Raw genomic sequence first — 26,447 nt, forward strand, 5'->3', positions numbered from 1 at the left:
ACTGGGTTCTCCCTACCGCTTGCCCGCGCCTGACACGACCGAAGCATACGGCGGCTGCGGCGGCCGCCAGTCGGCGATGCCGTCGAATCCGCGCAGGAAGAGGGCCGGACCGGCGAGGGAGAGCGCGGCGATCGCGGAGTTGCGTACGGCCATGAGGGCGCGGTTCGGCGTCATGTTGAGGCGTCCGATCCTGACGGCCTGGCGGGCTATGGCGGTCGTACGGGGAAGGCGTGCCGCCGAATACGCGGCCAGGTCGTCCGCATGGTGCGCCACGACGACCGCGTCCTCGATCGCCTGGTTGCCGCCCTGGCCGAGGGTCGGGGGCATGGCGTGCGCGGCGTCGCCGAGGAGGGCGACCCGGCCGTGATGGAAGGCGGGCAGGGGTTCGGCGATGTGGTGGACGTCGTGGCGCAGGACGTCCTCGGGGCGGGCCGCGGCGAGAACGGCGGGGATGGGGTCGTGCCAGTCGCCGTAGCGGCGGACGAGTTCGGCCCTCTCGTCCGGGGCCCGCTCCCCCGCGGGCGCCAGGGCGGCGGCGTACGCGTAGACCCGGCCGTCCTTGAGCGGGTGGGTGCCCCAGATGCGGCCCCGGCCCCAGGTCTCGTGCGAGGCGAACTCCGTGGCGGGCACGGGGATCACCACACGCCAGGTGGTGAAACCGGAGTGGACGGCGCCGGGGTGGTCCGGGAACAGCGTGGCGCGTACGGCGGAGCGGACGCCGTCGGCGGCGATGACGAGGTCGGCCTCCAGCTCGCCGTCGGGCGTCCGCACGCGGGCCGGGCGGTGGGCGTCGCCGGGGTCGACGAGGGTGCTCTCGGCAGCCGTGCGGATGGCGTCCGGGGGGAGCAGTGCGGCCAGGCTGTTGATGAGGGTGGCCCGGTGCAGCAGCACGAGCGGGCCGCCGAAGCGCTCGGCCGCGGCGGCGGCACTGGAGCGGGAGAGCCAGCGCCCGCCGGGGGTGCGCAGGCCTCCGTCGCCCGTCCAGGCGGCGAGGTCGCGGATCTCGTCGCCGATGCCGATGACGTCCAGGGCGCGCAGGGAGTTGGGGGCCAGGGAGATGGCGGCGCCGACCGGTTCCAGGGAGCGGGCCCGCTCCAGGACGGTGACCTGCCTGCCGCTCAGGTGCAGGGCGGCGGCCGCGGTCAGGCCGCATATGCCGCCGCCGATGACGACGACGCGCCGGGTCTGTGTCATGACCACTCCTCACTACAGGTGTAGTTCCACACCAACCGTACTACAGCTGTAGTGCGCCGGGTAGATTGAGCTCCATGCCCGTACGCACCGAACCGGCCCCGGCCTCCCGTACCGATCTCGTCGCCGACACCGCGCTCGCGCTGCTCGCCGAGCGCGGAATGCGCGGGCTCACCCACCGGGCCGTCGACGAGGTGGCCGCGCTGCCCCAGGGCTCCACGTCGAATCTCGCCCGCACCCGACAGGCGCTGCTGGAGCTGGCGGTGCGCCGGCTGGCCGACCGCGAGGCCAAGGTGCTGGCGCTCGACGAGATGCCGGACCCGCAGGCCGGCCTCCCCGCGCTGGTGGAGGCGCTGGCGCTGGCGACGCACCGCGCCCTCACCCACCACCGCGAACTGACCCTCGCCCGCTACGAACTGGCCCTGGAGGCCACGCGCCGCCCCGAGCTGCGGGCCTACTTCGACGCCACCGGCGCCCGCTTCCGGGACCAGCTCGCCGTCCTCGTCACGGCCATGGGCTCCACCGAACCGGACCGGCATGTGCTGTCCCTGGTGGCCTGGGCGGACGGGCTGATGTTCTCCTGCGTGGCCGGGTCGTTCAGTACGCGGGTGCCGGGGCCGGAGGAGGTCCGGGCGGGGCTGCGGGAACTGCTCGACGGGATGCTCGGCGCCTGAAATACGTGGCCGGACCTGGTGGATTGGGACACGATGCGGGCATGACGACGCAGCGAAGTGAACCCGCCACCGACGCCGACGAGCGGACCATGCTGGAAGGCTGGCTCGACTACCACCGGCAGACCTTGGCCTGGAAGTGCGAGGGCCTGACCGACGCCCAACTCAGGACCGCCGCCGTGGAGCCCTCCGAACTGTCCCTGATGGGGCTGGTGCGGCATCTGGCGGAGTGCGAGCGGGGCTGGTTCCGCAAGGTGCTGGCCGACGACGATCAGGGGCCGCTCTACTACAGCGACGAGGACCCGGACGGCGAGTTCCATCTCACCGAGGCGGACACCTGGGAGGAGGCCCACGCCACCTGGCAGGCCGAGATCGAGGTCGCCCGGCGCAACGCGGCCGGCCTCGGGCTGGACGACATGTCCGCGGGCAAGCACCGGCGCACCGGCGAGCGCTTCAACCTGCGGTGGATCTACACCCACATGATCGAGGAGTACGCCCGCCACAACGGCCACGCCGACCTGCTCCGCGAGCGCCTCGACGGCGCGACCGGCGACTGACGTCACCCTCGCGGAGGCCCCGCCCTCCGTACGGGGCCGGAGATCACCCGTGCGGGGCAACCTCCGCTGGTCCGCTGTACCAAACCCGGCGCGACCCAGCAGAGTTGCGCGGGTGCATCGAACGACGACCACCGCAACGCTCCTGGTCACCGTGGCCGTCTCGGCCCTCTCCGGCTGTGTGACCGTCCAGCACCCATCCGTCGCCCCGGGTCCACCGGTGGCGCCGTCGCAGCCGACGGCGCCCCGGCCCGACGGCCGGGCGGAGCCGCAGGTCGTGCAGGCACCGGCCCAGGAGGCCCTGCAACTGATCGAGTCGTCCCGCAAGTCGGGACGGAGTACGCCCCTACCGAAGGAGGCACCCCCCTCCTCCGCCGCCGCGCCGGCGCCCGGGCAACAGCCGCACGCCCGGCCGGCCCATCCCCACCCCGGACACCCCGAGGCCCCGCGTCCACACGTCGAGATTCCCGACGTCGCCGGCCAGGTCCCGAAAAACCCGGACGTCTGCAAGCTCGGCAAGCAGTACGGCGGCTGGCGCAAGGACAGCCCGGAGGCGGTGATCTGCGAGCGGACGTACGGGCGTTAGCCGGGGCCGCGGGGCGGGCCCCAGCCAGGGCCGGGCAGGCGGGCGCAAGCCAAGCCTGCCGCGGGGCGGGCGCCAGCCAGGGCCGGGCAGGCGGGCGCAAGCCAAGCCAGGCGGGCGCAAGCCAAGCCAGGCGGGCGCAAGCCAAGCCAGGCGGGCGCAAGCCAAGCCAGGCGGGCGCAAGCCAGGGGCCGGGCGGGCGCAAGCCAGGGGCCGGGCGGGCGCAAGCCAGGGGCCGGGCGGGTGTGACCCAAGGTCATGCAGGCGTCCGCCAGACATGCGCGGCGGGCATCAGCCAGGCGTGCGACGGTGCTGGCCGAGGCGCGGCAGCCGCCGGGTGAAACGCCGCTAGGTGCGGGGCGGGACACCGCAAGGCGCCGCGAGGCGCGGGGCCAAGCGCCGCGAGGATGCCGGACTGGGTGCCAGCCGATCGGATTGCCGCCTCACCGACCGCCCCACCGGCCGCGCCGCCCCGCCTCCGCCACCTCAGGGCCGCTGTCGCGGCGGCCCCCACCCTGCGGTGCCGGAGGAACCGCCTTCCCCGAGCCGCAGCTCCAGTCGGCTGATCGCCGCCCGTACCCCGTCCCCGTAACTGTCGTCGCCGAGTGATTCCGCCGCCCCTCGCGCCCGGCGCAGATGCGTGCGGGCGGCGTCGGAGCGGCCGAGCTTCACATAGTCGGCCGCCAGGTTCAGATGCAGCGAGGGGTACAGCGCCCTGACCGCGAGCGCGCTCTCGTGCTCGGCGAGACGGTCGTCCGTGAGTTCCTCGGCGGCCGTCAACGCCCTCAGGTCCCAAGCGAGTTCGTCCGAGGGGTCGTCGTGGGTGTCGGCCATGTAGTGGGCGAGGGTGCAGCGGTGCAGCGGGTCGCCGTCCTCGCCGATCTCCGCCCACAGGTCCAGGAAGCGGTGCCGGGCCTCTTCGCGATCCCCCGCGTGATGCAGCATGACGACCTGCCCGATCCGCGTCATCACGGCATCGGGCGCCGTCTGCTCCTGTCGCTCCGCCACCGCGTCCTCCGGGCACTCGTCGGGCAATACCACCCGACGCTAACGGCCCCCACCGACAATCCCGGTCAGGCGGCACCGGGCCGGTCCGACGGGGAACCGGCCCGGCGGCAGTCAGCCCAGGTTCGGGATCGCCCAGTCGATCGCCTCGTGGCCCTGGAGCGCCACCGCCTCGTTGATCTGCGTGAACGGGCGGGAGCCGAAGAACTTCTTCGCCGACAGCGGCGAGGGGTGCGCACCCTTGACCACGATGTGCCGGCTCTCGTCGATCAGCGGGAGCTTCTTCTGGGCGTAGTTGCCCCACAGCACGAAGACCGCCGGGTCGGGCCGGTCGGCCACCGCGCGGATGACCGCGTCGGTGAACTTCTCCCAGCCCTTGGCCTTGTGCGAGTTCGCCTCGCCGGCCCGGACGGTGAGCACCGCGTTGAGCAGCAGGACGCCCTGCTCGGCCCACGGCAGCAGATAGCCGTTGTCCGGGATGGGCGTGCCCAGCTCCTCCTTCATCTCCTTGTAGACGTTCCGGAGCGAGGGCGGCGTCTTGACCCCGGGGCGCACCGAGAAGCACAGACCGTGGCCCTGGCCCTCGCCGTGGTACGGATCCTGACCGAGGATCAGGACCTTCACCTTGTCGTACGGCGTCGCGTCCAGCGCGGCGAAGACCTCCTCGCGCGGCGGATAGACGGGACCCTTCGCCCGCTCCTCCTCGACGAACTCGGTCAGCTCCTTGAAATAGGGCTGCTGGAGCTCGTCGCCCAGGACCCCGCGCCAGGACTCGGGCAGCATGGCGATGTCGGTCACGTCAACGTCCTTATGTCGTGCGGTCACTTCAGGTCTCAGAACCTACAGGCGACCACTGACAGTGCGCCGCTACCAGCTGGTCTTCCGGTACAGCTCCCACATCGTCATCATGGTCGCCGGGTCGATGACGTTCTCCAGGCCGCCGATCTCCTCGTCCGCGGCCACGTACTGCTTGCCCTGCCACAGCGGCAGCAGCCGTGCGTCGTCCACGAGGATCTGCTGAGCGTCCTCGATCTGCTGGGTCACGGCCCCGCGGTCGCTCTCCGCGCGCGACTCCGGCAGCAGCTTGCCGGTGATCTCGGGGGCGTCGTACGGGGTGCCGAGCGCGTTCTGCTCACCCACGAAGGGTGCGATGAAGTTGTCGGCGTCGTTGAAGTCGGGGAACCAACCGCGCCCGAACACCGGGTACTCGCCCTTCTGGTAGCCCTCGACGTAGGTCTTCCACGGGCGGCTCTTGAGGGTGACCGTGAAGAGGCCGGAGGCCTCCAGCTGCCGCTTCAGCTCCTCGAAGGCGGGCTTGGTCGTCGAGCCGTAGCGGTCGCTGGTGTACCAGAGGGTCAGCGGGACCTGCTCGGTGATCCCCGCCTGCGTGAGGAACCGTTTGGCCTTGGTCACGCTGGGGCTTCCGAAGTCGTCGAAGAAGCCCGTGGTGTGGCCGGTGAGTCCGGCCGGGACCATCGAGTACAGCGGCTGGACGGTGTCCTTGTAGACCTTGTGCACGAGCGCCGCGCGGTCGACGATCTGGGCGACGGCCCTGCGGACCGCGGGCTTCGCGGCCCAGGGGTCGCTGGGGTTGAACACCAGGTAACTGATCTCGGAGGTGGCGTTCTCGACGAGCTGGAGCCCCTCCTTGCGCTGGTTGTCCTCGATGTCCACGGTGTCGGAGGCGGCGAGGCCGCGGTAGACGACCGAGATCTCCTTGTTCCTGAGGGCCTTGACCATGTCGTCCGACTGCTGGAAGTAGCGGATGGTGACGGCGTCGTTCTTGCTGTCCGCTATGCCCTTGTAGTTGTCGTTGCGGACGAGTTCGGCCTTCTCGCCCTCATCGAAAGCGTCGAGGGTGTAGGGCCCGGAGCCGCTGATCCCGCCGTCCTTGCGGATCTCGGTCGCGGAGTACTCCTCGGGGTCCACGATCGACATGGCGGGCGTGGTGAGCACCAGGGGGAAAGTGGCGTCGGGCTGGCTGAGCTGGAAGACGACCTCGCGATCGCCCCTCACCTGCACTCGGGAGAGAGTGCCCAGCAGGCCCGCGGGGCCACCGTTGACGTTGATCTTCTTGATCCGGTCGAACGAGTACTTGACGGCCTTGGCGTCCAGTGTGTGCCCGTTGGAGAACTTCAGGCCCTCGCGCAGCGTGCAGCTGTACTCGGTGCTCGACGCGTCCGTGAACTCGCAGCTCTCAGCGGCGTCGGGCTCGGGTTCGGTGCCACCGGGGGAGTAGTTCAGGAGCGTCTGATAGACGTTGCGGAACAGCTCCCAGGAATTGTCCCAGGAGGCCGCGGGGTCCAGCGTGGCCGGGGCACTGGTGGTTCCGACGACGATCGGGTCCCCGCCATCGGAGGAATCCGAGGAGAACACACCACATCCGGCCACCAACGAGGATATGGATGCGATGGCTGCTATCCGCCGAAGGCCTCTGATCCGGTTGAACACGCGCACGCTCCTCGAGCTGCCATACCAAGGGTTGGCAGACCATACCGCAGCTTTACGCGGCCTGAACCGGGTCCTCCGGCTTGTGGACAGGAGGTGCTGTTGTGTCGGCCTTGTCGACGGCCTGTGCAGGTGCTGTACGTGAACACGGGCGCCCCTGGTGGCCAGAGGCGCCCGTGATGTGTGCGGGGTCGGTCAGCCGACGCCGGCGTTGAGGAAGATGCCGCCGTCGACGACGAGCGTCTGCCCGGTGATCCAGTCGGACTGCGCGGAGGTCAGAAACGCCGCGGCGCCGCCGATGTCGGAGGGCACACCGAGCCGGCCCAGCGGGTAGGACGCGGCGGCCTCGGCCTCCCGGCCCTCGTACAGGGCCTGCGCGAACTTGGTCTTCACGACCGCCGGGGCGATCGCGTTGACCCGCACCTTGGGCGCGAACTCGTGGGCGAGCTGCGCGGTCAGGTTGATCATGGCGGCCTTGCTGACGCCGTACGCGGCGATGAAGGGCGAGGGCGCGACGCCCGCGACGGAGGCGATGTTGACGATCGCGCCGCCGTTGTCCTTCTGCCAGGCGTGCCAGGTCTTCTGCGCGAAGCCGAGCGCCGAGATCACGTTGGTCTCGAACACCTTGCGGGCCACGTTCAGGTCGAGGTCGGCGATCGGCCCGAACACCGGGTTGGTGCCGGCGTTGTTGACCAGGTAGTCGACGCGGCCGAAGGCCTCCATGGCGCGCGCGACGGCGACGGCCTGGTGCTCCTCGTCGTGGGCCTTGCCGGCGACGCCGACGACGCGGTCGGCGCCGAGCTGCTCGACGGCCTCCTTCAGGGCGTCCTCGTTGCGGCCGGTGATGATCACGCGGTCGCCGCGGGCGACGAACGCCTCGGCGACGCCGTAGCCGATACCGCGGCTGGCGCCCGTGACGAGGGCTACCTTGCCGGAGAGCTCAGGAAGTTCAGTCATGTCCGTGATCCCTAGTCGAGCGGTCCGCCGGCCACGTACAGCACCTGGCCGGAGACGAAGCCGGCGGCCTCGTCGGTGAAGAAGGCGATCGCGTTGGCGATGTCCTCGGGCTCGCCGACACGGGCGACGGGGATCTGGGTGGCGGCCGCGGCCTTGAACTCCTCGAAGCCCATGCCGACGCGGGCCGCGGTGGCGGCGGTCATGTCGGTGGCGATGAAGCCGGGGGCGACGGCGTTGGCGGTGATGCCGAACTTGCCGAGCTCGATGGCGAGGGTCTTGGTGAAGCCCTGGAGACCGGCCTTGGCGGCGGAGTAGTTGGCCTGGCCGCGGTTGCCGAGCGCCGAGGAGGAGGACAGGTTGACCACGCGGCCGAAGCCGGCGTCGACCATGTGCTTCTGGACGGCCTTCGTCATCAGGAAGGAGCCGCGCAGGTGGACGCCGAGGACGGTGTCCCAGTCCGCGACGCTCATCTTGAACAGCAGGTTGTCGCGGAGCACGCCCGCGTTGTTGACGAGGATCGTCGGGGCGCCGAGCTCGGCGACGACCCGGGCGACGGCCGCCTCGACCTGGGCCTCGTCGGAGACGTCCGCGCCGACCGCGATCGCCTTGCCGCCCGCCGCGGTGATCTTCTCGACGGTGTCCTTGCAGGCGGCCTCGTCGAGGTCGATCACGGCGACCGCGCGGCCCTCGGCGGCCAGTCGTACGGCGGTGGTGGCGCCGATGCCCCGGGCTCCGCCGGTGACGATGGCTACCCGCTGCTCAGTGGTGGACATTGCTCGTTCTCCTCGCCCTTGAAGAATGTGCGGCCCAATCGGTGAGCGACCGCTTAGTACCTTCGGCAGACGTGACGCTAGAAGCCCTGGCACTCGGTGTCAACGTCACGCGGCCCGGGTGTGATCCATTACCTGACCAGGAGGTCCAGCAGTCGCTCGGGCTCGGCCGCCGGATCGGTGGTGAGTCCGGTGTGCACGGGCCCCGGCTGGACCACCGTCGAGCGGGGCGCGACCAGCCAGCGGAACCGCCGCCCGGCGTCGTCCGGGGCCGCCGGCCCCGCCGCGCCGCCGCCCGCGCAGACGCGCTCCACGGCGCTCAGCGCCGCGCGCACCCCGGCCACGTCCGCCGCCGGGTCGAGCGCCAGCAGGCGGGCCTCGTCGAGGTGGGTGCGGGCACCGACGTAGCCCTTCGCACGGCAGTAGACGAGCACACCGGCGTTGATGCACTCGCCGCGCTCGATGCGCGGGACGAGGCGCAGGACGGCGTACTCGTAGACGTCCCGGTCGCTGCCCTGCCCGCCCTTGATGATGTGGCGCTCGACCACACTGCCGGCCATGTGGATATGGCGCTCGCTCACTTGATCCCCTGGATGCGCTCGTGGATGAGGGGGGCGCGGGCCAGCAGGGGCCGCGCGTAGGCCGCTCTCAGCTCGGCCGCGCTGTCGAAGCCGGGTTCGTCGGCCAGCCAGACGTCCGGGATCTCGGCGGTGACCTCGGCGAGGAGGTCCTCGGTGACGAGGGGTGCCAGGTGCGCGGCGGCGGCCTCGACGTCCGGCCCGAAGCGCGCGAGGGCGTGGTCGCAGGCATCGTAGGGGCGGGCCGCGGAGGCGTCGGCGCCGGGCCAGTTGTGGTGCCAGATCATGGTCGCGCCGTGGTCGATGAGCCACAGATCGCCGTGCCACATCAGCAGGTTGGGGTTGCGCCAGGAGCGGTCGACGTTGTTGACGAGCGCGTCGAACCAGACGATCCGGCCGGCCTCCTGCGGGTCCACCGTGAAGGCGAGCGGGTCGAAGCCGAGGGCTCCGGAGAGGAAGTCCATGCCGAGGTTGGCGCCGCCGCTGCCGCGGAGCAGGTCCTGCACCTGCGGCTCGGGTTCGCCGAGGCCGAGCACCGGGTCCAGGGCGAGCGTCACCAGCCGGGGTACCCGCAGGCCGAGGCGGCGGGCGAGTTCACCGACGACGACCTCGGCGACGAGCGTCTTGCGGCCCTGCCCGGCGCCGGTGAACTTGATGACGTAGGTCCCGAGATCGTCGGCCTCGACGAGCCCCGGCAGCGAGCCGCCCTCACGCAGGGGCGTGATGTAGCGGGTCGCGATGGCTTCCTTGAGCATCGCCCCAGGTTACCGAGGGGTGGCTGAACAACGGGCACGCCGGGTCCGTACCCCTGGGCAGTTCACGAGATATCCGTGGAAGGGGACGTGACCATGTCCAGCGAATCGCTTCATCCCACCTCGGCACCGAGTCGGCGCACCGTCGTGGCGGCGGTGGGGGCGGCGGGGCTCGCCATCACGCTGAACGCGTGCGGGTCGGACGACGACGGGTCCGCCTCCGCCTCCGGCACCGCGCTCGCGAAGACGTCGGACATACCCGAGGGTGGCGGCAAGATCTTCAAGGACGCGGGCGTGGTGGTCACCCAGCCCGCGGCGGGCGAGTTCAAGGCCTTCTCGTCGAAGTGCACCCACCAGGGATGCGCGGTGACGGGCATCTCCGACGGGGTCATCACCTGTCCGTGCCACAAGAGCGAGTTCTCGGTGTCCGACGGCAGTGTGAAGAAGGGGCCCGCCACCCAGCCGCTGCCCGAGCAGAAGATCACTGTGAGCGGCGACTCGATCGCGCTCCCGTGAGACAGGCGACCACGTCGGCCGTGGTCGCCAGGGTCGCCACCAACGCGAGGGTGTTGCGGATCATCGCGGGGGTGTAGTCGGAGGGCGCCCCGGCGATCGCGTCCGTCGGGACGACCACGGTGTAGCCGCGGTTGACCGCGTCGAACACGGCGTTGGGGATCGCCACGTTGGCGGAGACGCCGGTGACGACGAGGGTGCGGCAGCCGAGGTTGCGCAGCAGGGGGTCGACGTCGGTGCCCTGGATCGGCGACAGCCCGTGCAGTCGTCGTACGACGAGGTCCTCCTCGGTGACCTCGATCGGGGCCGCGATCCGGACCGCGCTGGTGCCGGACAGCTGCTGGACGGGGAGCCGTTCGGCGGCGCGGAAGAGTCGGGCGTTGCGGTTGGCGCCGCGGCCGTCGGGGCGGCGTTCGGCGAGGGCGTGGATCACCTGGATCCCGCTCTCGTGGGCGGCGGCCACCAAGCGGGCGACGTTGGCGAGGGCGCCCGACGACCGTGCCTCCTTGGCGAGTTCGGGCAGTGCGCCGTCCGGGCCCACGACACCCTGCTGGCACTCGACGGTGAGCAGCACCGTGGAGTGCGGTTCGAGAAGCTCGCTGAGCTGTTCGTTCGACGGCACGGTCGCCCCCTGGTCGCCGACGGTGGAGCGGGGAGCGTAGCCACCATTGCGTGGGGACGGAAGACGCCGCATCCTTTTCTGACGTGATGTCAGAGGATCTCTCCTCTGGCACGACGTGGGAGAAGGAAGAGGGGGCCGCATGACCGTCACTCAGCGCCGGGGCCGGAAGATCATGATGACACCGGGCGAGCTGGACGAGTTCCTCACCAGCCAGCGCACCTGCCGGGTCGCCACCGTGTCGACGGGTGGCGCCCCGCATGTCAGCACGCTCTGGTTCGCCTGGGACGGCACCTCGCTGTGGCTGTACTCGGTGGTGAAGAGCAAGCGCTGGACCGACCTGCGCCGCGATCCCCGGGTCGCGATCGTGGTCGACACCGGTGAGGACTACGACGAGTTGCGTGGCGTCGAGCTGTCCGGGGCCGTGGAGTTCGTGGGCGAGTCCCCGCGCGTCGGGGATCTGTACGCCGAACTCGACGTCCCGGAGACGCTGTTCGCGCGCAAGAACTTCGGGCTCGACGAGATGCCGCACGACGGACGGCATGCGTGGATGCGGCTGACGCCGGACAAGATCGTGTCCTGGGACTTCCGCAAGCTCGCTGCCCTGTAGGGCGGTTCAGCCGACGCTCGCCGCGGCCTCGCGCAGCGCCTCGACCGCCGCCCTGATCGACGGGCGGCGGTCGGCGTCCGCGCGCCAGACGACGTACACATGCCGTCGGACCCGCTGCTTGAGCGGGACGGTGACGACTCCGTCGGGCATCGGGTGGCGGCCCAGCAGCGGAGCGATGCAGATGCCCAACCCCGCTGCGACGAGCCCGAGTTGGGTGTGGGTCTCGGCGGCGCGGTGACCGACGATGGGCTCGATGCCCTTGGAGCGCAGGGTGAACATCAGCCACTCGTGACAGAACTCGCCCTGCCCCCAGGTGATCCACTCGTCCCCGGCGAACTCGGCGAGGTCCACCTCGTCACGGTCGGCGAGCCGGTGCCCGACCGGCATCGCGACATCCGCCGGGTCGTCCAGGACGGATGCCTTGACCAAACCGTCCGGCAGCGGCATCGGCTTGTTGTACCAGTCCAGGACCACGGCGAGGTCGAGGTCGCCGCGGACCACCCCCGCGATTCCGAGCTCCGGCTCCAGCTCGCAGGAGCGGACCCGCAGCGCGGAGTGCTCCGCCTTGAGGGCGGCGAGCGCGGCGGGGAACAGTCCGCGCGCGGCGGTCGGGAACGCCGACAGCCTCAACTCGCCGACGACCTGCCCGCGTTGGGCCTCCAGATCGGACTGCGCGAGCTCGACCTGGGACAGAATGCGGCCCGCGTGCTCGGCGAGCAGCCGGCCGGCGTCCGTGAGCCGCACTCCCCTGCCGTTCTTGGCGAGGAGCTGCTGGCCGACCTCACGCTCCAGCTTGGACATCTGCTGCGAGACGGCCGAGGTCGTGATGTGCAGCCCCGCGGCGGCGCCGCTCACCGAGCCGTGCCGGGCGAGGGCGTCGAGGGTGCGCAGGCGCTCCAGGTTCAACATATAAGCAATGCTACGAGATACCGGGGCAAAAATCTCGATTGTGCTACGCGGTGTTCGGCGTCAGGGTTGTCCCATGACCACCGCCGTCCACACCCGGACCCGCACCCTCGACTGGCGTCTGCGCTTCGCCGCCCTCTCTTTGATCTGGGGCTTCAGCTTCCTGCTCATCAAGGTGGGCACCGAGGGGTACGCGCCCTTCCAGGTCACGCTGGGCCGGCTGCTGTTCGGGACGGCGGTACTGGCGGCGGCGATGGCGGTGAAGCGGGAGCGGCTGCCGCGCGGGGCGCGCACCTGGGGGCATCTGGCGGTGGCCGCGTTCTTGGTGAACGCGCTGCCCTTCTCTCTCTTCGCCTACGCGGAGCTGACGATCCCGTCCACACTCGCGGGCATCTGCAACGCGACCTCGCCGCTGTGGGGCATGGCCCTGTCGCTGGTCGCCCTGTCGGAGGACCGCCCCACCCGCACCCGGGTCGCCGGTCTCGGCCTCGGCTTCCTCGGCGTCCTGACGGTCCTGGGCGCCTGGCAGGGCTTCCATGGCCTGGACGCCCGCGGCACCGCGATGGCCCTGCTGGCCTCGCTGAGCTACCCGATCGGCTGGATCTACATCCGCCGCACGCTGGCCGGGGCCGGTCATTCCCACCTCTCCATGACCGGCGCCCAGTTGCTGTTGGCGACACTGCAACTGACGGTCGTGACCCCGCTGTTCACCGACCTGCCCAGTCGTTTCGCCGTGACGCCCCTGCTGGCGATCGCCGCCCTGGGCACCCTGGGGACGGGCCTGGCCCTCCTCATCCAGTACGGCCTGGTCGCCGAAGTCGGCCCGACCACGGCCCAGATGGTCACGTACTTCATCCCGGTCATCGCCACGGCAGCGGGCGTCGCGATCCTCGGGGAGTCGCTGAGCTGGTCGACCCCAATCGGTGCGGTGATCGTGCTTGCGGGTGCGGCATTGACGCAGGTGCACCACAGCGCCCCGCCAGGGGCGCGGGGCCGTATCGATCTGCGGCTCCGCCGCGATGGGGGTCCCCCCGCTCGAGCGAAGCCGAGAGTGGGAGAGCGATCAGCCCCCACCGTGCCGCACCCGAAACACGACCTCACATCCCGTTAGACATATCCCCGCACCGGCCCCGCCCCCACCGCCGCAGCGATCGCCTCCGCCAGCGACACCGCCTCCCTCTGTGTCAACGTCGACACCGTGACCCGGATCCCGGGACCCGCACCCATCCGGAAGCGGGCCCCGGGGGCCACCGCCCACCCCGCGTGCAGCAGCCGGGCCACCGCCCCGGTCTCGTCCGGCACCGGAATCCACACGTTCATGCCACTGCGGCCGTGCGCGGCGATACCGCGATCCGCCAGAGCCCCGATCAGCACGTCCCGCCGCCCGGCATACGCCGCCGACACGGCCCTGGTGTCCACCGCACCCTCGGCCCACAGCCCCGCCAGGGCCCGCTGACCGATCCGGCTCACCCAACCGGGCCCGACCCGCTGCCGCCCCCGCACCCGGTCGACCGTCACGGCGTCGCCGGTGAACACGGCCAACCGCAGATCCGGCCCGTACGCCTTGGCCGCCGACCGCACGAAGACCCAGCTGTGAGTGACACCGGCCAAGGGATGCAGCGGCAGATCCACGATGCCGTGCCCATGGTCGTCCTCGATGAGCAGCACCTGCGGGTACTCCTTCAGTACCGCCCGCAACGCCTTCGCACGCCCCGCACTCACCGCCGCCCCGGTCGGGTTCTGCGCCCGGTCGGTCACGATCAGTGCTCGCGCCCCCGCTCCCAGCGCCCGACGCACATCGTCCGGGAGCGGCCCCTCGTCGTCGACGCGGACGGGAGCCGTGCGCAACCCGACCGCCGGGACGAGGTCGAGCAGGCTGCCCCAGCCGGGATCCTCGACGGCGACGGTGTCGCCGGGCTTGAGGTGGACCGCGAGGACGCGCTCGACGACGTCGAGTGAACCGGACGCGACGTGGACAGGCCCGTCCGGAACCCCGTCGGCGTCCAGCGCGGCCCGGGCCAGGCGCGCCAGTTCCGGCTCCACGGCGGCGTCGCCGTACAGGACCGGCTCCCGGTCGTTCCGCTCGGCCGCCGCCGCGAACACCTTCGCCAGCGGTGGCAGCAGCCCCGGGTCCGGGTTGCCGTTCGCCACGTCGCGCACCCCCTCGGGCACATCCACCCGGACGGCCTCGCGCCCGGTCGTGGCCGGTCTGGGCCGCACTCTGCTGCCCCGGCGCCCCGCGGTCTCGATGACCCCGCGCTCCCGCAGGATCCGGTAGGCGGCCGCGACGGTATTGGGATTCACCTCCAGCTCGACCGCCAACTCCCTCATGGGCGGCAGCAGTTGACCCGGTTCCAGCTCGCCGGAGCCCACCGCACGCTCGACGCTCGCCGCGATCTCAGCTGCGCGACGCCCTTGGATCTTGTATCCTCCTAGCACAAAGTAGATTATGCACTAGTGCAACATGGACCGCAAATGGAGAGAGCCATGCAGGGGACCCAGCAGCCGACGTCTCAGCCGACCGCCTACCCGGCGACCGACCGTACGGTCCCCACCCGCTCCCCGGACCGGGCGTCGTACGACAAGGAGGTCGTGCACGCGATACTCGACGAGGCCTGCGTCTGCCATCTCGGCTTCGTCCGGGACGGCGCGCCGGTCGTGCTGCCCACGCTCTTCGGCCGGGTCGGCGAACGGCTCTATGTGCACGGTTCGACGGGCTCGCGTCCGCTGCGGATGACCGGCCAGGCCGACCCGGGGCTGCCGGTGTGCCTGACGGTGACCCACGTCGACGCGCTGATCCTGGCCCGCTCGGGCTTCCACCACTCGATGAACTACCGGTCCGTGGTGGTGCACGGCACCGCGTACGACGTGACGGACCCCGAGGAGAAGCTCCTCGCCCTGGACGCGCTCGTCGACCAGGTCGTGGCCGGCCGTTCCAAGGACTCGCGGCCCGCCAACAAGAAGGAGTTGGCCGCCACCGCCGTGATCCGGCTCGACCTGGACGCGGTCTCCGCGAAGATCCGCACGGGTGGCGTCAACGACGAGCCCGAGGACCTCGACCTCCCGCACTGGGCCGGAGTGGTCCCGTTGCGCAAGGGCTACGAGGCCCCGGTCGCCGACCCGCTCCTGGCCCCCGGGACCGAACTGCCCGACTACCTGCGGGCGCTGTGATGCTGATCCACCCCTGGGACGCGCCCCACGCCGACGCCGAATGGCAACGGTGGCTGGCCGTGCACGACTTCGGCACGCTGGTCGTCAACGGCCTGGACGGCGAGCCGCCGTACGCCCAGCCGCTGCACTTCACGTACGACGCCCCGCGCGGTGTGGTCCTGACACATCTGGCCCGGCCGAACCCGATGTGGGCCGCGCTGCTGGCGAACCCGGAGGTCGTGCTGAGCGTGGTCGACGACTACGCGTACATCCCGGGCCCCTGGCAGGCGCCCCCGGACAGCCCGCCCGAGCACGGCACACCGACCAGCTTCTACGCGGCGGTCCAACTCCGTTGCCGGGCCCATGTCGTGGACGACCCGGCAGAGAAGGCCGCGCTGCTCAACCGCCAGGTCGGCCACTTCCAGCCGGAAGGCGGCTCCGCCGAGGTGGCGGTCGGCGAGGCTCCTTACGGCCGACTGCTTTCCGGTCTGCGGGGTGTGCGGCTCGAAGTCACCGGTGTACGGGCGAAGTTCAAGTACGCGAACCATCGGACGCCCGAGGTGCAGGACCGGATCGTGGAGAGGCTGACGGAACGGTCCGGGCCGGGTGACGCGGCGGCGCGCGAGCATCTGCTGCGCCGCCGCGGAGCCTGAGCGAAGGGGCCCTCACCACAAGGCGGGGCCCCTCGGCGTCAGGCCACCGGCCGTTGCGCTCCGCGCGCCTCCGTCACCGCGAGCCCCGTGACGGCCCCGAGCATGAGCAGCGTGCCGGCGAGGGTCGGCGTCGTCAGCCGCTCGCCGAGCAGGACGACGGCGAGCACCGCCGCGCCGACCGGCTCGAGCAGCATGATCACGGACACGGTGGCCGACCGTACGGCGGCCGCGCCCGCGAAGTAGAGGGCGTAGGCGAGGGCCGTGGGGACGGCCGCGAGGTAGGCCAGCAGCAAGAGCAGCAGCCCGGGCCGCGCGGTGTGCGGCACGAGGCCCTCGGCCAGAGCGAACGGCAGCAGCAGCACGCTGGTGACGGCGAACACCCCGATGGACGTACTGGCGGCGTCCGCCCCGCCGTCACGACCCCAGCGGCGCGTGAGCAGCGTCATCGACGACCCTCCGGCCGCCGACACCAGCCCGAGCAGCACGCCCGACGGGCGGACGGTCGAACTATCGCCGCCGAGCATCAGCACCCCGAGCCCGGCGAGCGCGCCGACGACGGCGACGGCCCCGCCGCGCCCGAGCCGCTCCCCCAAGGCCAGTCGTGCGCCGAGCGCGACGAAGACGGGACCCGCGCCGAGCGTGACGACCGTGGCCACGGCGAGTCCGGTGGATTCCACCGCCGCGAAATAGCCGGTCTGGAACACGGCGAGCCCAAGACCCGTGGCACCCGCCCGCGGTCCCCTGCGACGGAGCGGTTCCCGTACAGCGGTCCGGGGCCGCGGCCGCACCAGGCGTACGGCGGTGAGCAGTACGAGCCCGGAGGCGCAGCGCCAGAAGGACAGGGCGACCGGTCCCAGGTCGCTGACCCCGTAGGCCAGCGCGGCGACCGCGCCCGCGGTGCCCCAGGCGGCACCGGCGATGATCAGATAGAGCAGGCCTCGCCCGATGGGCAGGCCGGAAGCAGCATTCGACACTTGTCGTCTCCGCAGACATGGAGAAGTGAGGAACCCGGCTCAGCGGGATCCGTGGACTTCGTCCGCGGGCAGCACCGTTGCGCCCGGCGCACGGCCGGGCGTGATCTCCGGAGGGCCCGCCTCAGGCGGCGGGCGGCGCGAGGATGACGCGGTGGGAATGCATGATCGGCAGCCTAGGAGGCGCTCGACCGAGCCGACAACTCCCTTTCCGGGCCGCCGCTCGCCACCGGCTCCGGGGCGGGATGGGCAGGGGCCGAGGACTGCGCGATGAAGGCACCGGCCAGGACGACCGCGCCGCCGATGATCTGCGGGGCGGACAGGTGCTCGCCGAGCAGGACCCAGGCCAGGACGGTGGCGATGACCGCTTCGAGGCAGGCGACGACGCCGGCGACCTGCGGGGAGAGGCGGCGCACGGAGACCACGCCGGTGACGTAGGCGACGACCGTGGCGATGAGGACGATCCAGGACAGCAGCAGGGCGGCGGCGACCGGGGTGCCGTTCATGTCCCCGGTGCCGCGGAGGACGGACCAGTCCATCGTCCAGGGGCGGGCGACGACGGTGAGCACGGCGGCGCCGACGAGGAGGCCGTACGCGATGACGCCGAGCGGATCGGGGGCGTCGGCACCGGAGTCGCTGCCCTGGTCGGACAGGACGAAGTAGCCGACCTGGCAGCAGGCGGCGCCCAGCGCCAGGAGCAGGCCCACGGCATCGAAGCTCAGTCCCGACCAGACCTCCACGACACAGGCGAGCCCGCCGACCGCGAGGACCACCCCGAGCGCGGCGGCCCGCGTGACCGGCCGCCGCTGCACGAAGCGGACCCAGCCGAGGACGAGGGCGGGGGCGAGGTACTCGACGAGCAGTGCGACGCCGACGGGTATGCGGGAGATCGAGGCGAAGTAGAACGCCTGGACGCCGGCCACGCCCAGCAGTCCGAACCCGGCGAGCAGCGCGGGCCGACTGCGCAGCAGCGCACGGTGACGGATGGCGAGCGGCAGCATCACGAGGGCCGCGCCGGTCACGCGCAGCCACACCACATGGAGCGGATCGAGCCCCGCCTCGATCAGCGGCTTGGCCGCGACACCGGATCCTCCGAAGGCGACCGCCGACACGAGCGCGAGTCCGAGCCCGGCGCCCTTTCCGCGGTTGCCGCCCCTGCTGTCAGTCGTATGCACCGACACATGATGACAGGCGATGACAGGAGCGTCATCCCCGATGACACCTGTCTCAGCGGCTGGACCGGCACGGTCGGGGCAAGAGGGTGGCGCACGGGTGGGACGAGGGGGCGCCCACGGGCGGACCAAGGGGGTCCGCGTCGAGCTCAGGAAGGGCTCTGCGCCCGGCCCTCGATCCCGCCCAGCACCGCCCCGGCGTCGATGCCCGCGCGGGTGAGGACCTCGACGGCGCGGGCCTGCGGGTCGACGACGAGGGCCGCCAGCAGGTCCATCCCGTTCGCGCGGCCGGCGCCGCGGCGGACGGCGCGCTCACCGGCGTACTCCATCGCACCCGCGGCCAGCGGTGAGAGACCCTCCGCCTCGGTCACCACGGGGACCGCGCCGGAGTCCTCGACGCTGCCCTGCCAACGCAGTCCGTAGCCGATGCTGCGCTGCACGAGATAGCCGAGCAGCCGCGCGAGCTGCGGGCCGTCCTCGAAGACGGCGCGCACCTCGGGGTCGTACTCCAGGAGCGAGTGCAGCAGATGGGCCGTGTCGATCTGCCGGTCCCCGTCCCGGACCGATCGGCGGCGCGCTCCGGAGACCACCGTCGCCAGCTCTTCGCCGAGCCTGGCATCGATGTCCGCGCGGTTGCTGCCCGGCCCGTTCACGGATTGCCGGGGGATACGGGGTGGCACATCCCCCACCTCATCAGCCACGCCGACCCGGGTCATCCCCGGAGGGAACCATTTTCGCGTCCCACACAGAGTGGACCCCGGTGGCCGGAATCTCCTCCTTACGGAGGAGATCAGGCCCCTCACCCCGCAGCGGCGCGCGTCTCCTTGCCCCGCCCCCCGCACGCAACCACCGTGCTCCCTCGTTCGTCCAACACGGACATGGAGAGCAGGTACTGGCTGGTGGCTCTGCCGGCCGTCGACGGCAGGCAGTACGTGTACCGGGTGTACGCCCCGGAGGACGCGCTGCTCGCCGACCTGTTCTGGGAGGCGTGGCACTGCCACGACGAGAGCGCCTTCCCGCGGGCGTGGGACCTGTTCGACGCGGCGGTGATACGGCTCGTGGCCTGAGCGGCGCCCCGGTCCGGGGTCTCCACACTTTCTGACGGTTCATCAGCATTGAATGTTTCAGGCCCTGCGGCTACGTTCCGCGACACCGTAGCCCGAGTCGAAGGGGTGGTCGCATGGCCGAAGTCAGCGCGGAGGCACGTATCGAGGCACCGGCCGAGAAGGTGTGGGCACAGCTCACGGACTGGCCCGCGTACGGGGAGTGGAACGCCACCCACACCAGCTTCCCGCAGGGCGGCCCCACGGCCCTCGAGGTGGGCGCCACGTTCCAGGAGAACATGAAGCTGATGGGCTTCCCGGCCGAGGTCGAGTGGACCATCGAGGAACTGGAGCCGGCCAGGGTGCTGGCCATTCGCGGCAAGGGCCCGATGGCGGTGACCGTCGCCAACCGTTACACCCTCACCCCGGACGGCGACGCGACGGCGGTCCGTATCGACGGCGAGTTCACGGGCGCCGCGGTGGCGCTGATGGCGGGCAAACTCAAGGACTCGGCGACCGCCGCGCTCAACGAGTCGCTGCGCAAGCTGGCCGGGCTGGTGACCTGACGAGCCCGGCAGCACACACGAAGGCGCCCCGCGGATCACTCCGCGGGGCGCCTTTTCACGGCCCCGTGACCGTCAGTCCTCGTCGGCGAGGATCAGGTACAGCTTCTTGCGGGCATCGGTGATGACCGCGAGGGCCTTTTCGCGCTGCTCCTTGCTGCCGGTCTTCCAGACCTGGCCGAACGCCTCCATCAGCCCGAAGCCGGCCTGACGGATCTCGTTCAGCGCCTCGAAGTCGACGCCGCGGGAGGCTTCCTCCCAGGGCGCGTCGGGACCTTCCTCGGCCGCGGTGCGGCCCGCCTCGGTGAGCGCGAACAGCTTCTTGCCGCCCTCGCTCTCGCTGGCGATCAGGCCCTCGTCCTCCAGCAGCTGGAGGGTGGGGTACACCGAACCCGGGCTGGGCTTCCACGCCCCGCCGCTGCGTTCGGCGATCTCCTGGATCATCTCGTACCCGTGCATGGGCCGGTCCCTGAGCAGGGCCAGGATCGACGCACGTACATCGCCGCGCCGCGCCCTCCCCCTCGGTCCGCCACGCCCTCGAGGCCCCCAGGGGCCCGGGCCACCGAAGCCCGGTCCGCCGAAACCACCGGGGCCGCCGCCCGGCCCGAAGGGGCCGAAGGCACCACGCCGTCCGTCGAAGCCGCCTCGGCCGCCGCGGGGGCCGGGTCCACCGTGTCCACGTTCGAATCCATGGGAACGCATCGCCATCACTCCATCCATCGTTGATCTGTCGCGATGCGTCAACGATATATCGGAATACTTCGCATGGCAAGCCTCTGCCGAAAGGCCTCGTCAACCGTTCGGTTGAACCGCGGATACCACTCCAGCGCGCCCCTCGCTCCGCCCGGCGGACGCGAACACCCGCCCGGAACGAACAAGCTGCGTACCTCACCCCCCAGCAGAGAGGCCCCCGCAGCATGTCCAGCTTCCCCAGCAGACGACGTGTCCTCGCCACCGGCGCCGGTGCGGCCATCGGTATCGGTGCGCTCGGCGCCAAGGCGGCCCAGGCCGCCCCCACCGCGCGTACCACCGGATCCGAGGAGACCAGGACCCTCGACGAGCTCTACAAGGCGGCCCTCGCGGACGGCGGGAAGCTCGTCCTCTACGCCGGCGGGGACACCCCCACCCAGCAGGACTTCACCAAGGCCGCGTTCCTCAAGCGGTTCCCGGACATCGACCTGACCCTGGTCGTGGACTACAGCAAGTACCACGACGTCCGCGTCGACAACCAGCTCGCGACCGACACCCTCGTCCCCGACGTCGTACAGCTCCAGACCCTCCAGGACTTCACGCGCTGGAAGGAGCAGGGCAGGCTCCTGCGGTACAAGCCGGCCGGGTTCTCCAAGGTGTACGACAAGTTCAAGGACCCGCAGGGCGCCTGGGTCGCCATCGGGGCGATCGGCTTCAGCTTCATGTACGACACCGCGGCGGCCGGCTCGGGCGCCCCGCGCACCCCGCTGGACCTGGTCGACCCGAAGTGGAAGGGCAGGATCGCCTCCTCCTACCCGCACGACGACGACGCGGTCCTCTACCTCTACTCGCTCTACGTCCAGAAGTACGGCTGGGAGTGGGTGGCCAGGCTCGCCGCCCAGGACGTGCGCTTCGCGCGGGGCAGCAACTCCCCCGGCGACGCGGTCCGCGCCGGCACCCACGCGATCGGTATCGGCGGCTCGGGCGCCCCGCTCGCCTCCGGGCCCGTGAAGTGGGTCGCGCCGGAAGGCGCCCCGTTCATGGCCTGGGGCCAGCGCGCTGCGATCCTGAAGCAGGCCGCGAACCCGACCGCGGCCAAGCTGTACCTCAACTGGCAGCTGTCGCTCGCCACCCAGCAGGGGTCCTTCAACGGCTGGTCCGTGCGCACCGACGTCACTCCCCCGGCAGGCCTCAAGCCGGTCTGGGAGTACCCTGACGCGCACGTCGACGGCTTCCCCCGCTTCATGGCCGACCGTGCCGCGATCGAGCGCTGGAAGCAGACCTTCGCCCTGTACTTCGGCGAGGTGAAGGGCGACCCCACGCCCGGCTCGCTGGGACTCCACCCAGGCGCATAGGGGCGGACAGCGCGCCCCAGCCCTTCACACCGGTCATACAGCCCCCGGATAGACTCGGACGCCCTGTCCAAGTGGATCAGTGAGTCCAAGGGGATCTGCCGTGACCGACCGCGCTCCCGTCCGCGGCACCCGACACGCCCTGGAACACGCCCCGCACTTCGTGTTCTTCCTGGTCGTCGGCGCCGCCGCCGTGCGGCTCGTCGATCTCAACAGCCCGCTGTGCTGGCACATGGTCAGCCTCAGCGGGCTGCTGGCCGTGGTGTACGGGGCGGGTCTGGGCCTGTGGAGCCGGCTCGGCCCCGCCCTCCGGCTCGCCTGGATCACGACGCTGATCGGTCTCTGGAGCTGCCTCCTGTTCCTCGTCGAGGCGCCGGTGACCTGGGCGTACGCCTGGTGCGGCGTACCGCTGGCGTGCGCGGCCCTGCGGGCTCTGGGGAAGCGGGCGGCGCTGGTCGCGGTGGGCGCGATCTCCGTCGTACTGGGCTGGCGGCTGGTCGGCTCGACCGGGCGGCTCGACCTGGAGATGGCGCTGATCCCGGTCGCCGCGGTGTGGGGCACCGTGGCCCTCTACCGGACGCAGCAGCGGGACGCCGCCGAACGCCAGCGCCTCCTCGACGAGTTGCGGAGTACCCGCCACATCCTCGCCGAACAGCAGCGCGAGGCCGGCGTGCTGGCCGAACGCACCCGGATCGCCCGCGACCTGCACGACACGCTGGCCCAGGAACTCGCGGGCAGCCTGATGCTGCTCCAAGCGGCCGAGCGGGACTGGGACCGACGGCCGGACGCTGCCCGTACCCGGGTGCGCGCGGTGGCCGACGGCCTGGACGGCAATCTCGCCGAGACGCGCCGGATCATCCACGACCTCACACCGTCCGCCGTCGCCGAGGACGGACTCGAGGGCTCGCTGCGGCTGCTGTGCGCCCAGGCGGAGCGGGAGGGGTCGGCCGCCCAGGTGCGGTTCCGGTCCGCGGGCGAGTCCCGTCCCGTGCTGGACGAGCAGGCGGCCGCCGCCCTGTTCCGGGTCGCGCAGGGCACGCTGGCCAATGTCCGCGAGCACGCCCGCGCGGTGAACGTCCTCGTCACCCTTCACCACGAGGCGGACCGGATCGAACTCGACGTACGAGACGACGGAGTGGGCTTCGACCCGGCGGGCGCCGGGGCTCTCGCCCGTACGACCCGCGGCTTCGGCCTGCCCTCCGCGCGCGCCCGGCTGCGCGAGTGCGGCGGCGACCTGCGGGTCACCAGCGCGCCCGGCCGGGGCACCCGGGTCCGGGCCGTGCTGCCGGCGGCGGCACCCCGTCTGACCTCGGCGACCGCCGGATGACCGTACGGCTGGTGATCGCCGACGACCACGCCGTCGTACGCGCCGGGCTGCGGGCCCTGTTGGAGGGGGAACCGGATCTCGAGGTGATCGCGGAGGCGGGCACCGGCGAGGAGGCCGTACGGCTCGCGGCGGAGCTGAAGCCGGACGTCGTGCTGATGGACCTCCGGTTCGCCGGTTCCGCCGTCGACGGCATCGAGGCGGTCCGCCGGTTGACCGTCGAGGCCCCGGCCGTGCCCGCGCTGATGCTGACGAGCTTCTCCGGGCGGACCGACGTCGTGCGGGCACTGGAGGCGGGCGCCCGGGGATACGTACTGAAGGCCGGGCCGCCCGAGGAGCTCTTCCGGGCGGTCCGTGGCGCCGCCGCCGGCGCCCTGGCCCTCGCCCCCGAGGTCGTCGGCGAACTCGTCGGCCAGGTGGTCAGCCCCGACGTGGATCTGACCGGGCGCGAGGTCGAGGTCGTACGGCTGGCGGCGGAGGGTCTGAGCAACCGGGCCATCGCCCAGGCCCTGTTCCTCAGCGAGGCGACCGTCAAGACCCACCTGGTGCGGATCTACCGCAAGTTGAAGGTGGGGAACCGCGCGGCTGCCGTGACGGAGGCCGCGCGCCGGGGACTCATCCAGCTCGACTGACAGCCCGACCGAACAGCCCGGCCGGCCCTGAACGGGTCGGGTGAAGTTCTCTACGGTTCGGCAGTGCCCTGAGGGGGCGCGGGGCCGTATCCATATGCGGCTCCGCCGCGGGGCGCGACCAGCCACGACGGCGCCGCGGACGGCCGACGGCACATCGCGGCACTTCCCGCGGAGCGCTCAGTGCCCTCGGAAGGCCTCCTCCAGCCACCAGGACCCGTGCTCGCCCGCCACCTTGGCGTCGACCAGCAGCGGCACCGACCGCGGCCCGGCCACCCAGTCCTCGACCGCCTTGAGATCGGCGCGCGTCCGCACGGTCACCGCTTCGAAGCCGTAGCCGCGGGCGATGGCGGCGATGTCGGTCGCCGGGAAAGTGACCGTGTCGAGCGGGAAGCCGTCCGGCCCGAAGTGGTGCACCTCCGCCCCGTAGCCCTCGTCGTTGTAGACGACCACCGCCATCGGCAGCCCCAGCCTGCGTACGGTGTCCAGCTCGGCCGCGCCCATCAGTGCGCCGCCGTCGCCGAGCACGGCCACCGGCAGCCGGTCGGGCCGGGCCAGGGCCGCGCCGATCGTGGTCGCCAGGCCCAGGCCGATCGACTGGAAGGCCTGCGTGAAGCAGAAGCCGTCCTGGTCGGGCACCGACAGATAGGCGCTCGGGTATCCCATGAAGTTCCCGGAGTCCACGCCGACGACCCGCTCCGCCGGGAGGATGTCGTCGAGCGCGATGCTCAGCGTCCTCGGGTCGATGCGGTCCCGGGTGCTCTCGTCCACGTACGGCACGTCCCGCCGTCGCACCCCCGCACCGAGGGCCTCCGCGCGGTACCCCTTCCGCGGCGCGCCGCCCGCGTCGAGTGCGCGCCGGGCGGTGCGGGTCACGTCGCCGACGACACCGAGGTGGACCTCCCGGTGGGCGCCCAGGGCGGACGCGTCGTCGTCGACCTGGACGACGGTGGCGTCCGGGCCGATGAGGCGGCCGTGCCGCATGGTCCACATGTTCAGGGCGCAGCCCCAGCCGACGATCAGGTCGGCGCCCCGGATCAGTTCGGCCGTCAGGTCGGACGCGAAGCCGCCGGAGATGCCGAGCGACCAGGGGTCGCCGTGGAACAGACCGTGGGCCACGGCCGACGTGGCGAGCAGTGCGCCGTGGTGGTCGGCGAGCGCGGTGAGGGCGTCGCGGCCGCCGGGTGAGCGGGCGCCTCGCCCTGCCACGAAGACGGGGCGGCGGGCACGATCGAGGGCCGCCACCAAGGCCGCCACATCGGACTCGGACGGCTCGACGGCGGCCCGCGCGGGTGGCGGGGCGGCGGTGATGGCGGCGGTGTCGGGCAGGTCCAGGGCCTGCACGTCCAGGGGGAGGTTGAGCAGTACCGTACGGCGCTCGTGCAGGGCGCGTCGTACGGCGTCGCAGGCCTGTTCGACCGCGGAGTGCGGGGAGGTCACGCGCTCGGTGACCGCGCCGACGGCCTGGGCCAGCGCCTCCTGGTCCACGAAGAAGTTGGAGGTGCACCGGGTCGCCTCGGCCGCGAGCACGAGGAGGGGCGTGCGGCTCTTGGCGGCTTCCGCGATGCCGGTCAGGGCGTTGGTCAGCCCGGGCCCCTGGTGCACGCTCAGCGCGGCGACCTTCCCGCTCATCCGTGTGCAGGCGTCGGCCATGGTGGCCGCTCCGCCCTCGTGGCGGGCGGCGACGTAGCGGGCCCCGCCGGCCACCATGGCGTTGGTGAGGTGGAAGTTGCCGGAGCCGACCACGCCGAACACATGATCCACGCCGGCCGCGGTCAGTGCCCGGCCGACGGCTTCGGCAACCTTCATGACCGCTCCACCAGGGCGAGGACGCGGGCGGGTGAGCCGGAGCCCTTGACGATCGGCAGCGGGCCGGCGATGACGACCGCGCCGGTGGCGGGCAGTTCCGCGAGGTTCTGCAGCTGGGTCAGGCCGTACTTGTCGTTGCCCATCAGGTGGGAGTGGCACGGGAAGGCCGGCTCGAAGGAGTGGGCGCCGCCGGCGTCGGTGCCGACCGTCTCGGTGCCGAAGCCGATCACCGGCGACTCCTCGGCGACCCAGCGGGCGCACTCCGGGGACAGGCCCGGGGTGTGCGGGCCGTTCTCGTCGGCGTTGAGGAACTCCTCCTGCGAGTGCGAGCGCGCGTCCCAGCCGGTGCGCAGCAGCAGCCACCCGCCCTCGGGCAACGGGCCGTTCTCCGCCTCCCAGGCCTTGATGTGGTCCACCTCGACGAGGAAGTCCGGGTCCTTGGCGGCCGGGGCGGAGAAGTCCAGCACGGCGGCGGGAGCGATCAGCCGGCTCGCCGGTACGGAGGCCACGTCCGCGAGGTCCTTGCCGGTCACCCAGTGGTTGGGCGCGTCGAAGTGCGTACCGGTGTGCTCACCCGTGCGGAAGTTGTTCCAGTACCAGGCCGGCCCCCGGTCGTCGTACCGACTGATCTCCTCCAACTCGAACACCTGCGTCTGCCCGAACCCTTCGGGCAACTGGATCACGGGGGTCTGCGACGACAGGGGTGACGTGAGATCGACGACTTCGATCGCACCGCTCCGCAGCCCGGACAGCAGCGCGGCGAGAACGGACGGCTGGGACATGACGGCCTCCTGAACTGTCGTGTGCGCGAGACGCGTTGACGACAGTCGCACCGCATCGACGAGCTCGTCCAGAGGCCGCGGCTCCCCGCGTGTCCCCAAATCGGTCCAGTGCCCCGGAATTGGCCTTGGCCTGCGGCTTCGTGTCGGCCTAG

Annotated in this window: 30 protein-coding genes; 13 read left to right on the top strand and 17 right to left on the bottom strand. The window is 71.8% G+C overall.

Annotated elements, in window-relative coordinates; all coding sequences use genetic code 11:
• Positions 1-12: 12 nt before the first annotated feature.
• Positions 13-1,194, bottom strand: a complete 1,182-nt coding sequence (locus TN53_RS13305) for an FAD-dependent monooxygenase (RefSeq protein WP_046258645.1) — start codon at positions 1,192-1,194, stop codon at positions 13-15.
• Between the two features lie 74 nt (positions 1,195-1,268).
• Between TN53_RS13305 and TN53_RS13310 the strand changes: the two genes are divergently transcribed.
• The 3 genes from TN53_RS13310 (at position 1,269) to TN53_RS13320 (ending at position 3,002) form a co-directional block, all read left to right on the top strand.
• The gene (locus tag TN53_RS13310; protein WP_046258646.1) at positions 1,269-1,865 is read left to right on the top strand and encodes a TetR/AcrR family transcriptional regulator; all 597 of its coding nucleotides are present in this window, start codon (positions 1,269-1,271) and stop codon (positions 1,863-1,865) included.
• Positions 1,866-1,906: 41 nt separating this feature from the next.
• The gene (locus tag TN53_RS13315) at positions 1,907-2,419 is read left to right on the top strand and encodes a DinB family protein (protein ID WP_046258647.1); all 513 of its coding nucleotides are present in this window, start codon (positions 1,907-1,909) and stop codon (positions 2,417-2,419) included.
• A 112-nt stretch (positions 2,420-2,531) separates the two neighbouring features.
• Entirely contained in the window at positions 2,532-3,002 is a 471-nt protein-coding gene (locus TN53_RS13320) for a hypothetical protein (protein ID WP_046258648.1), read from the top strand.
• Between the two features lie 483 nt (positions 3,003-3,485).
• Here the strand turns inward: TN53_RS13320 and TN53_RS13325 are convergent, their stop codons facing one another.
• The 7 genes from TN53_RS13325 to TN53_RS13355 all read right to left on the bottom strand — a co-directional run bounded on the left by TN53_RS13325 (position 3,486) and on the right by TN53_RS13355 (position 9,512).
• On the bottom strand, positions 3,486-4,007 hold the full coding sequence (locus TN53_RS13325; RefSeq protein ID WP_046258649.1) for a tetratricopeptide repeat protein: 522 nt from the start codon (positions 4,005-4,007) through the stop codon (positions 3,486-3,488).
• A 111-nt stretch (positions 4,008-4,118) separates the two neighbouring features.
• Positions 4,119-4,802 carry a uracil-DNA glycosylase gene (ung, locus tag TN53_RS13330; protein ID WP_046258650.1) on the bottom strand — a complete coding sequence of 228 codons (684 nt, stop codon included), beginning with the start codon at positions 4,800-4,802 and terminating at the stop codon, positions 4,119-4,121.
• Positions 4,803-4,871: 69 nt separating this feature from the next.
• A complete protein-coding gene (locus TN53_RS13335; RefSeq protein WP_046258651.1) occupies positions 4,872-6,455 on the bottom strand; it encodes an ABC transporter substrate-binding protein in 1,584 nt (527 codons plus the stop codon).
• A 192-nt stretch (positions 6,456-6,647) separates the two neighbouring features.
• Positions 6,648-7,409 (bottom strand): SDR family oxidoreductase, encoded by a 762-nt coding sequence (locus tag TN53_RS13340; protein ID WP_046258652.1) that lies wholly within the window; start codon positions 7,407-7,409, stop codon positions 6,648-6,650.
• A gap of 11 nt (positions 7,410-7,420) precedes the next feature.
• Positions 7,421-8,182 carry a 3-oxoacyl-ACP reductase FabG gene (gene fabG, locus TN53_RS13345; protein WP_046258653.1) on the bottom strand — a complete coding sequence of 254 codons (762 nt, stop codon included), beginning with the start codon at positions 8,180-8,182 and terminating at the stop codon, positions 7,421-7,423.
• Positions 8,183-8,310: 128 nt separating this feature from the next.
• A complete protein-coding gene (locus TN53_RS13350; protein ID WP_046258654.1) occupies positions 8,311-8,760 on the bottom strand; it encodes a DUF3037 domain-containing protein in 450 nt (149 codons plus the stop codon).
• Entirely contained in the window at positions 8,757-9,512 is a 756-nt protein-coding gene (locus tag TN53_RS13355; protein WP_046258655.1) for a HipA family kinase, read from the bottom strand. Before TN53_RS13355 ends, TN53_RS13350 begins: the two co-directional genes overlap by 4 nt.
• Before the next feature lie 93 nt (positions 9,513-9,605).
• Between TN53_RS13355 and TN53_RS13360 the strand changes: the two genes are divergently transcribed.
• A complete protein-coding gene (locus TN53_RS13360) occupies positions 9,606-10,025 on the top strand; it encodes a Rieske (2Fe-2S) protein (RefSeq protein ID WP_046258706.1) in 420 nt (139 codons plus the stop codon).
• Here the strand turns inward: TN53_RS13360 and TN53_RS13365 are convergent.
• Entirely contained in the window at positions 9,991-10,644 is a 654-nt protein-coding gene (locus TN53_RS13365; protein WP_046258707.1) for a cysteine hydrolase, read from the bottom strand. The genes TN53_RS13360 and TN53_RS13365 overlap by 35 nt on opposite strands.
• Before the next feature lie 139 nt (positions 10,645-10,783).
• On the opposite strand from TN53_RS13365, the gene TN53_RS13370 reads away from it, so the two are divergent.
• Entirely contained in the window at positions 10,784-11,251 is a 468-nt protein-coding gene (locus TN53_RS13370) for a pyridoxamine 5'-phosphate oxidase family protein (RefSeq protein ID WP_046258656.1), read from the top strand.
• A gap of 6 nt (positions 11,252-11,257) precedes the next feature.
• On the opposite strand, the gene TN53_RS13375 is transcribed toward TN53_RS13370, so the two are convergent.
• Complete coding sequence (locus TN53_RS13375) at positions 11,258-12,160, bottom strand: LysR family transcriptional regulator (protein ID WP_046258657.1); 903 nt, start codon at positions 12,158-12,160, stop codon at positions 11,258-11,260.
• Positions 12,161-12,233: 73 nt separating this feature from the next.
• Here TN53_RS13375 and TN53_RS13380 point away from each other — a divergent pair, with 73 nt between their 5' ends.
• Positions 12,234-13,268, top strand: a complete 1,035-nt coding sequence (locus TN53_RS13380) for a DMT family transporter (protein ID WP_046258658.1) — start codon at positions 12,234-12,236, stop codon at positions 13,266-13,268.
• Here TN53_RS13380 and TN53_RS13385 read toward each other — a convergent pair.
• Positions 13,265-14,596: an aminotransferase class I/II-fold pyridoxal phosphate-dependent enzyme gene (locus TN53_RS13385; protein ID WP_046258659.1), complete on the bottom strand. Its 1,332-nt coding sequence runs from the start codon at positions 14,594-14,596 to the stop codon at positions 13,265-13,267. The two genes, TN53_RS13380 and TN53_RS13385, sit on opposite strands and share 4 nt — an antisense overlap.
• Positions 14,597-14,644: 48 nt before the next feature.
• On the opposite strand from TN53_RS13385, the gene TN53_RS13390 reads away from it, so the two are divergent.
• Both TN53_RS13390 and TN53_RS13395 read left to right on the top strand, forming a co-directional pair.
• Complete coding sequence (locus TN53_RS13390) at positions 14,645-15,328, top strand: pyridoxamine 5'-phosphate oxidase family protein (RefSeq protein ID WP_046258660.1); 684 nt, start codon at positions 14,645-14,647, stop codon at positions 15,326-15,328.
• Positions 15,328-15,960, top strand: a complete 633-nt coding sequence (locus tag TN53_RS13395; protein ID WP_046258661.1) for an FMN-binding negative transcriptional regulator — start codon at positions 15,328-15,330, stop codon at positions 15,958-15,960. The genes TN53_RS13390 and TN53_RS13395 overlap by 1 nt, the downstream gene beginning before the upstream one ends.
• A gap of 38 nt (positions 15,961-15,998) precedes the next feature.
• On the opposite strand, the gene TN53_RS13400 is transcribed toward TN53_RS13395, so the two are convergent.
• From TN53_RS13400 to TN53_RS13410, 3 genes are all read right to left on the bottom strand, one after another.
• The gene (locus tag TN53_RS13400; protein ID WP_046258662.1) at positions 15,999-16,934 is read right to left on the bottom strand and encodes a DMT family transporter; all 936 of its coding nucleotides are present in this window, start codon (positions 16,932-16,934) and stop codon (positions 15,999-16,001) included.
• A gap of 173 nt (positions 16,935-17,107) precedes the next feature.
• Positions 17,108-18,112, bottom strand: coding sequence for an EamA family transporter (locus TN53_RS13405; protein ID WP_046258663.1), 1,005 nt, complete (start codon positions 18,110-18,112; stop codon positions 17,108-17,110).
• 140 nt (positions 18,113-18,252) lie between these two features.
• Positions 18,253-18,783: a Clp protease N-terminal domain-containing protein gene (locus tag TN53_RS13410; protein WP_046258664.1), complete on the bottom strand. Its 531-nt coding sequence runs from the start codon at positions 18,781-18,783 to the stop codon at positions 18,253-18,255.
• 171 nt (positions 18,784-18,954) lie between these two features.
• On the opposite strand from TN53_RS13410, the gene TN53_RS13415 reads away from it, so the two are divergent.
• Both TN53_RS13415 and TN53_RS13420 read left to right on the top strand, forming a co-directional pair.
• On the top strand, positions 18,955-19,170 hold the full coding sequence (locus TN53_RS13415; protein ID WP_199924565.1) for a hypothetical protein: 216 nt from the start codon (positions 18,955-18,957) through the stop codon (positions 19,168-19,170).
• A 113-nt stretch (positions 19,171-19,283) separates the two neighbouring features.
• Positions 19,284-19,712 carry an SRPBCC family protein gene (locus tag TN53_RS13420; RefSeq protein WP_046258666.1) on the top strand — a complete coding sequence of 143 codons (429 nt, stop codon included), beginning with the start codon at positions 19,284-19,286 and terminating at the stop codon, positions 19,710-19,712.
• Between the two features lie 72 nt (positions 19,713-19,784).
• Here TN53_RS13420 and TN53_RS45010 read toward each other — a convergent pair whose 3' ends face one another.
• Complete coding sequence (locus TN53_RS45010) at positions 19,785-20,411, bottom strand: PadR family transcriptional regulator (RefSeq protein WP_095046469.1); 627 nt, start codon at positions 20,409-20,411, stop codon at positions 19,785-19,787.
• Between the two features lie 215 nt (positions 20,412-20,626).
• Between TN53_RS45010 and TN53_RS13430 the strand changes: the two genes are divergently transcribed.
• From TN53_RS13430 to TN53_RS13440, 3 genes are all read left to right on the top strand, one after another.
• Positions 20,627-21,754, top strand: a complete 1,128-nt coding sequence (locus TN53_RS13430) for an ABC transporter substrate-binding protein (RefSeq protein WP_046258668.1) — start codon at positions 20,627-20,629, stop codon at positions 21,752-21,754.
• Between the two features lie 100 nt (positions 21,755-21,854).
• Positions 21,855-23,078: a sensor histidine kinase gene (locus TN53_RS13435; protein ID WP_052745195.1), complete on the top strand. Its 1,224-nt coding sequence runs from the start codon at positions 21,855-21,857 to the stop codon at positions 23,076-23,078.
• Positions 23,075-23,707, top strand: coding sequence for a response regulator (locus TN53_RS13440; RefSeq protein WP_046258669.1), 633 nt, complete (start codon positions 23,075-23,077; stop codon positions 23,705-23,707). Before TN53_RS13435 ends, TN53_RS13440 begins: the two co-directional genes overlap by 4 nt.
• 177 nt (positions 23,708-23,884) lie before the next feature.
• Here the strand turns inward: TN53_RS13440 and TN53_RS13445 are convergent, their stop codons facing one another.
• Together TN53_RS13445 and TN53_RS13450 are read right to left on the bottom strand one after the other, a co-directional pair.
• Positions 23,885-25,513: a thiamine pyrophosphate-binding protein gene (locus TN53_RS13445; protein WP_046258670.1), complete on the bottom strand. Its 1,629-nt coding sequence runs from the start codon at positions 25,511-25,513 to the stop codon at positions 23,885-23,887.
• Positions 25,510-26,295, bottom strand: a complete 786-nt coding sequence (locus TN53_RS13450) for a cyclase family protein (protein WP_046258671.1) — start codon at positions 26,293-26,295, stop codon at positions 25,510-25,512. Before TN53_RS13450 ends, TN53_RS13445 begins: the two co-directional genes overlap by 4 nt.
• Between the last annotated feature and the right edge of the window lie 152 nt (positions 26,296-26,447).

The sequence above is a fragment of the Streptomyces sp. WM6386 genome (assembly GCF_000972385.1).
Classification (GTDB): domain Bacteria; phylum Actinomycetota; class Actinomycetes; order Streptomycetales; family Streptomycetaceae; genus Streptomyces.

Excerpts from the sequence above, each read along its gene's own strand:
- TN53_RS13305 (WP_046258645.1), bottom strand. The coding sequence starts at position 1,194 with ATGACACAGACCCGGCGCGTCGTCGTCATCGGCGGCGGCATATGCGGC.
- TN53_RS13310 (WP_046258646.1), top strand. The coding sequence starts at position 1,269 with ATGCCCGTACGCACCGAACCGGCCCCGGCCTCCCGTACCGATCTCGTC.
- TN53_RS13315 (WP_046258647.1), top strand. The coding sequence starts at position 1,907 with ATGACGACGCAGCGAAGTGAACCCGCCACCGACGCCGACGAGCGGACC.
- TN53_RS13340 (WP_046258652.1), bottom strand. The coding sequence starts at position 7,409 with ATGACTGAACTTCCTGAGCTCTCCGGCAAGGTAGCCCTCGTCACGGGC.
- fabG (WP_046258653.1), bottom strand. The coding sequence starts at position 8,182 with ATGTCCACCACTGAGCAGCGGGTAGCCATCGTCACCGGCGGAGCCCGG.
- TN53_RS13355 (WP_046258655.1), bottom strand. The coding sequence starts at position 9,512 with ATGCTCAAGGAAGCCATCGCGACCCGCTACATCACGCCCCTGCGTGAG.
- TN53_RS13360 (WP_046258706.1), top strand. The coding sequence starts at position 9,606 with ATGTCCAGCGAATCGCTTCATCCCACCTCGGCACCGAGTCGGCGCACC.
- TN53_RS13370 (WP_046258656.1), top strand. The coding sequence starts at position 10,784 with ATGACCGTCACTCAGCGCCGGGGCCGGAAGATCATGATGACACCGGGC.
- TN53_RS13375 (WP_046258657.1), bottom strand. The coding sequence starts at position 12,160 with ATGTTGAACCTGGAGCGCCTGCGCACCCTCGACGCCCTCGCCCGGCAC.
- TN53_RS13380 (WP_046258658.1), top strand. The coding sequence starts at position 12,234 with ATGACCACCGCCGTCCACACCCGGACCCGCACCCTCGACTGGCGTCTG.
- TN53_RS13390 (WP_046258660.1), top strand. The coding sequence starts at position 14,645 with ATGCAGGGGACCCAGCAGCCGACGTCTCAGCCGACCGCCTACCCGGCG.
- TN53_RS13395 (WP_046258661.1), top strand. The coding sequence starts at position 15,328 with ATGCTGATCCACCCCTGGGACGCGCCCCACGCCGACGCCGAATGGCAA.
- TN53_RS13420 (WP_046258666.1), top strand. The coding sequence starts at position 19,284 with ATGGCCGAAGTCAGCGCGGAGGCACGTATCGAGGCACCGGCCGAGAAG.
- TN53_RS45010 (WP_095046469.1), bottom strand. The coding sequence starts at position 20,411 with ATGCGTTCCCATGGATTCGAACGTGGACACGGTGGACCCGGCCCCCGC.
- TN53_RS13430 (WP_046258668.1), top strand. The coding sequence starts at position 20,627 with ATGTCCAGCTTCCCCAGCAGACGACGTGTCCTCGCCACCGGCGCCGGT.
- TN53_RS13440 (WP_046258669.1), top strand. The coding sequence starts at position 23,075 with ATGACCGTACGGCTGGTGATCGCCGACGACCACGCCGTCGTACGCGCC.
- TN53_RS13445 (WP_046258670.1), bottom strand. The coding sequence starts at position 25,513 with ATGAAGGTTGCCGAAGCCGTCGGCCGGGCACTGACCGCGGCCGGCGTG.
- TN53_RS13450 (WP_046258671.1), bottom strand. The coding sequence starts at position 26,295 with ATGTCCCAGCCGTCCGTTCTCGCCGCGCTGCTGTCCGGGCTGCGGAGC.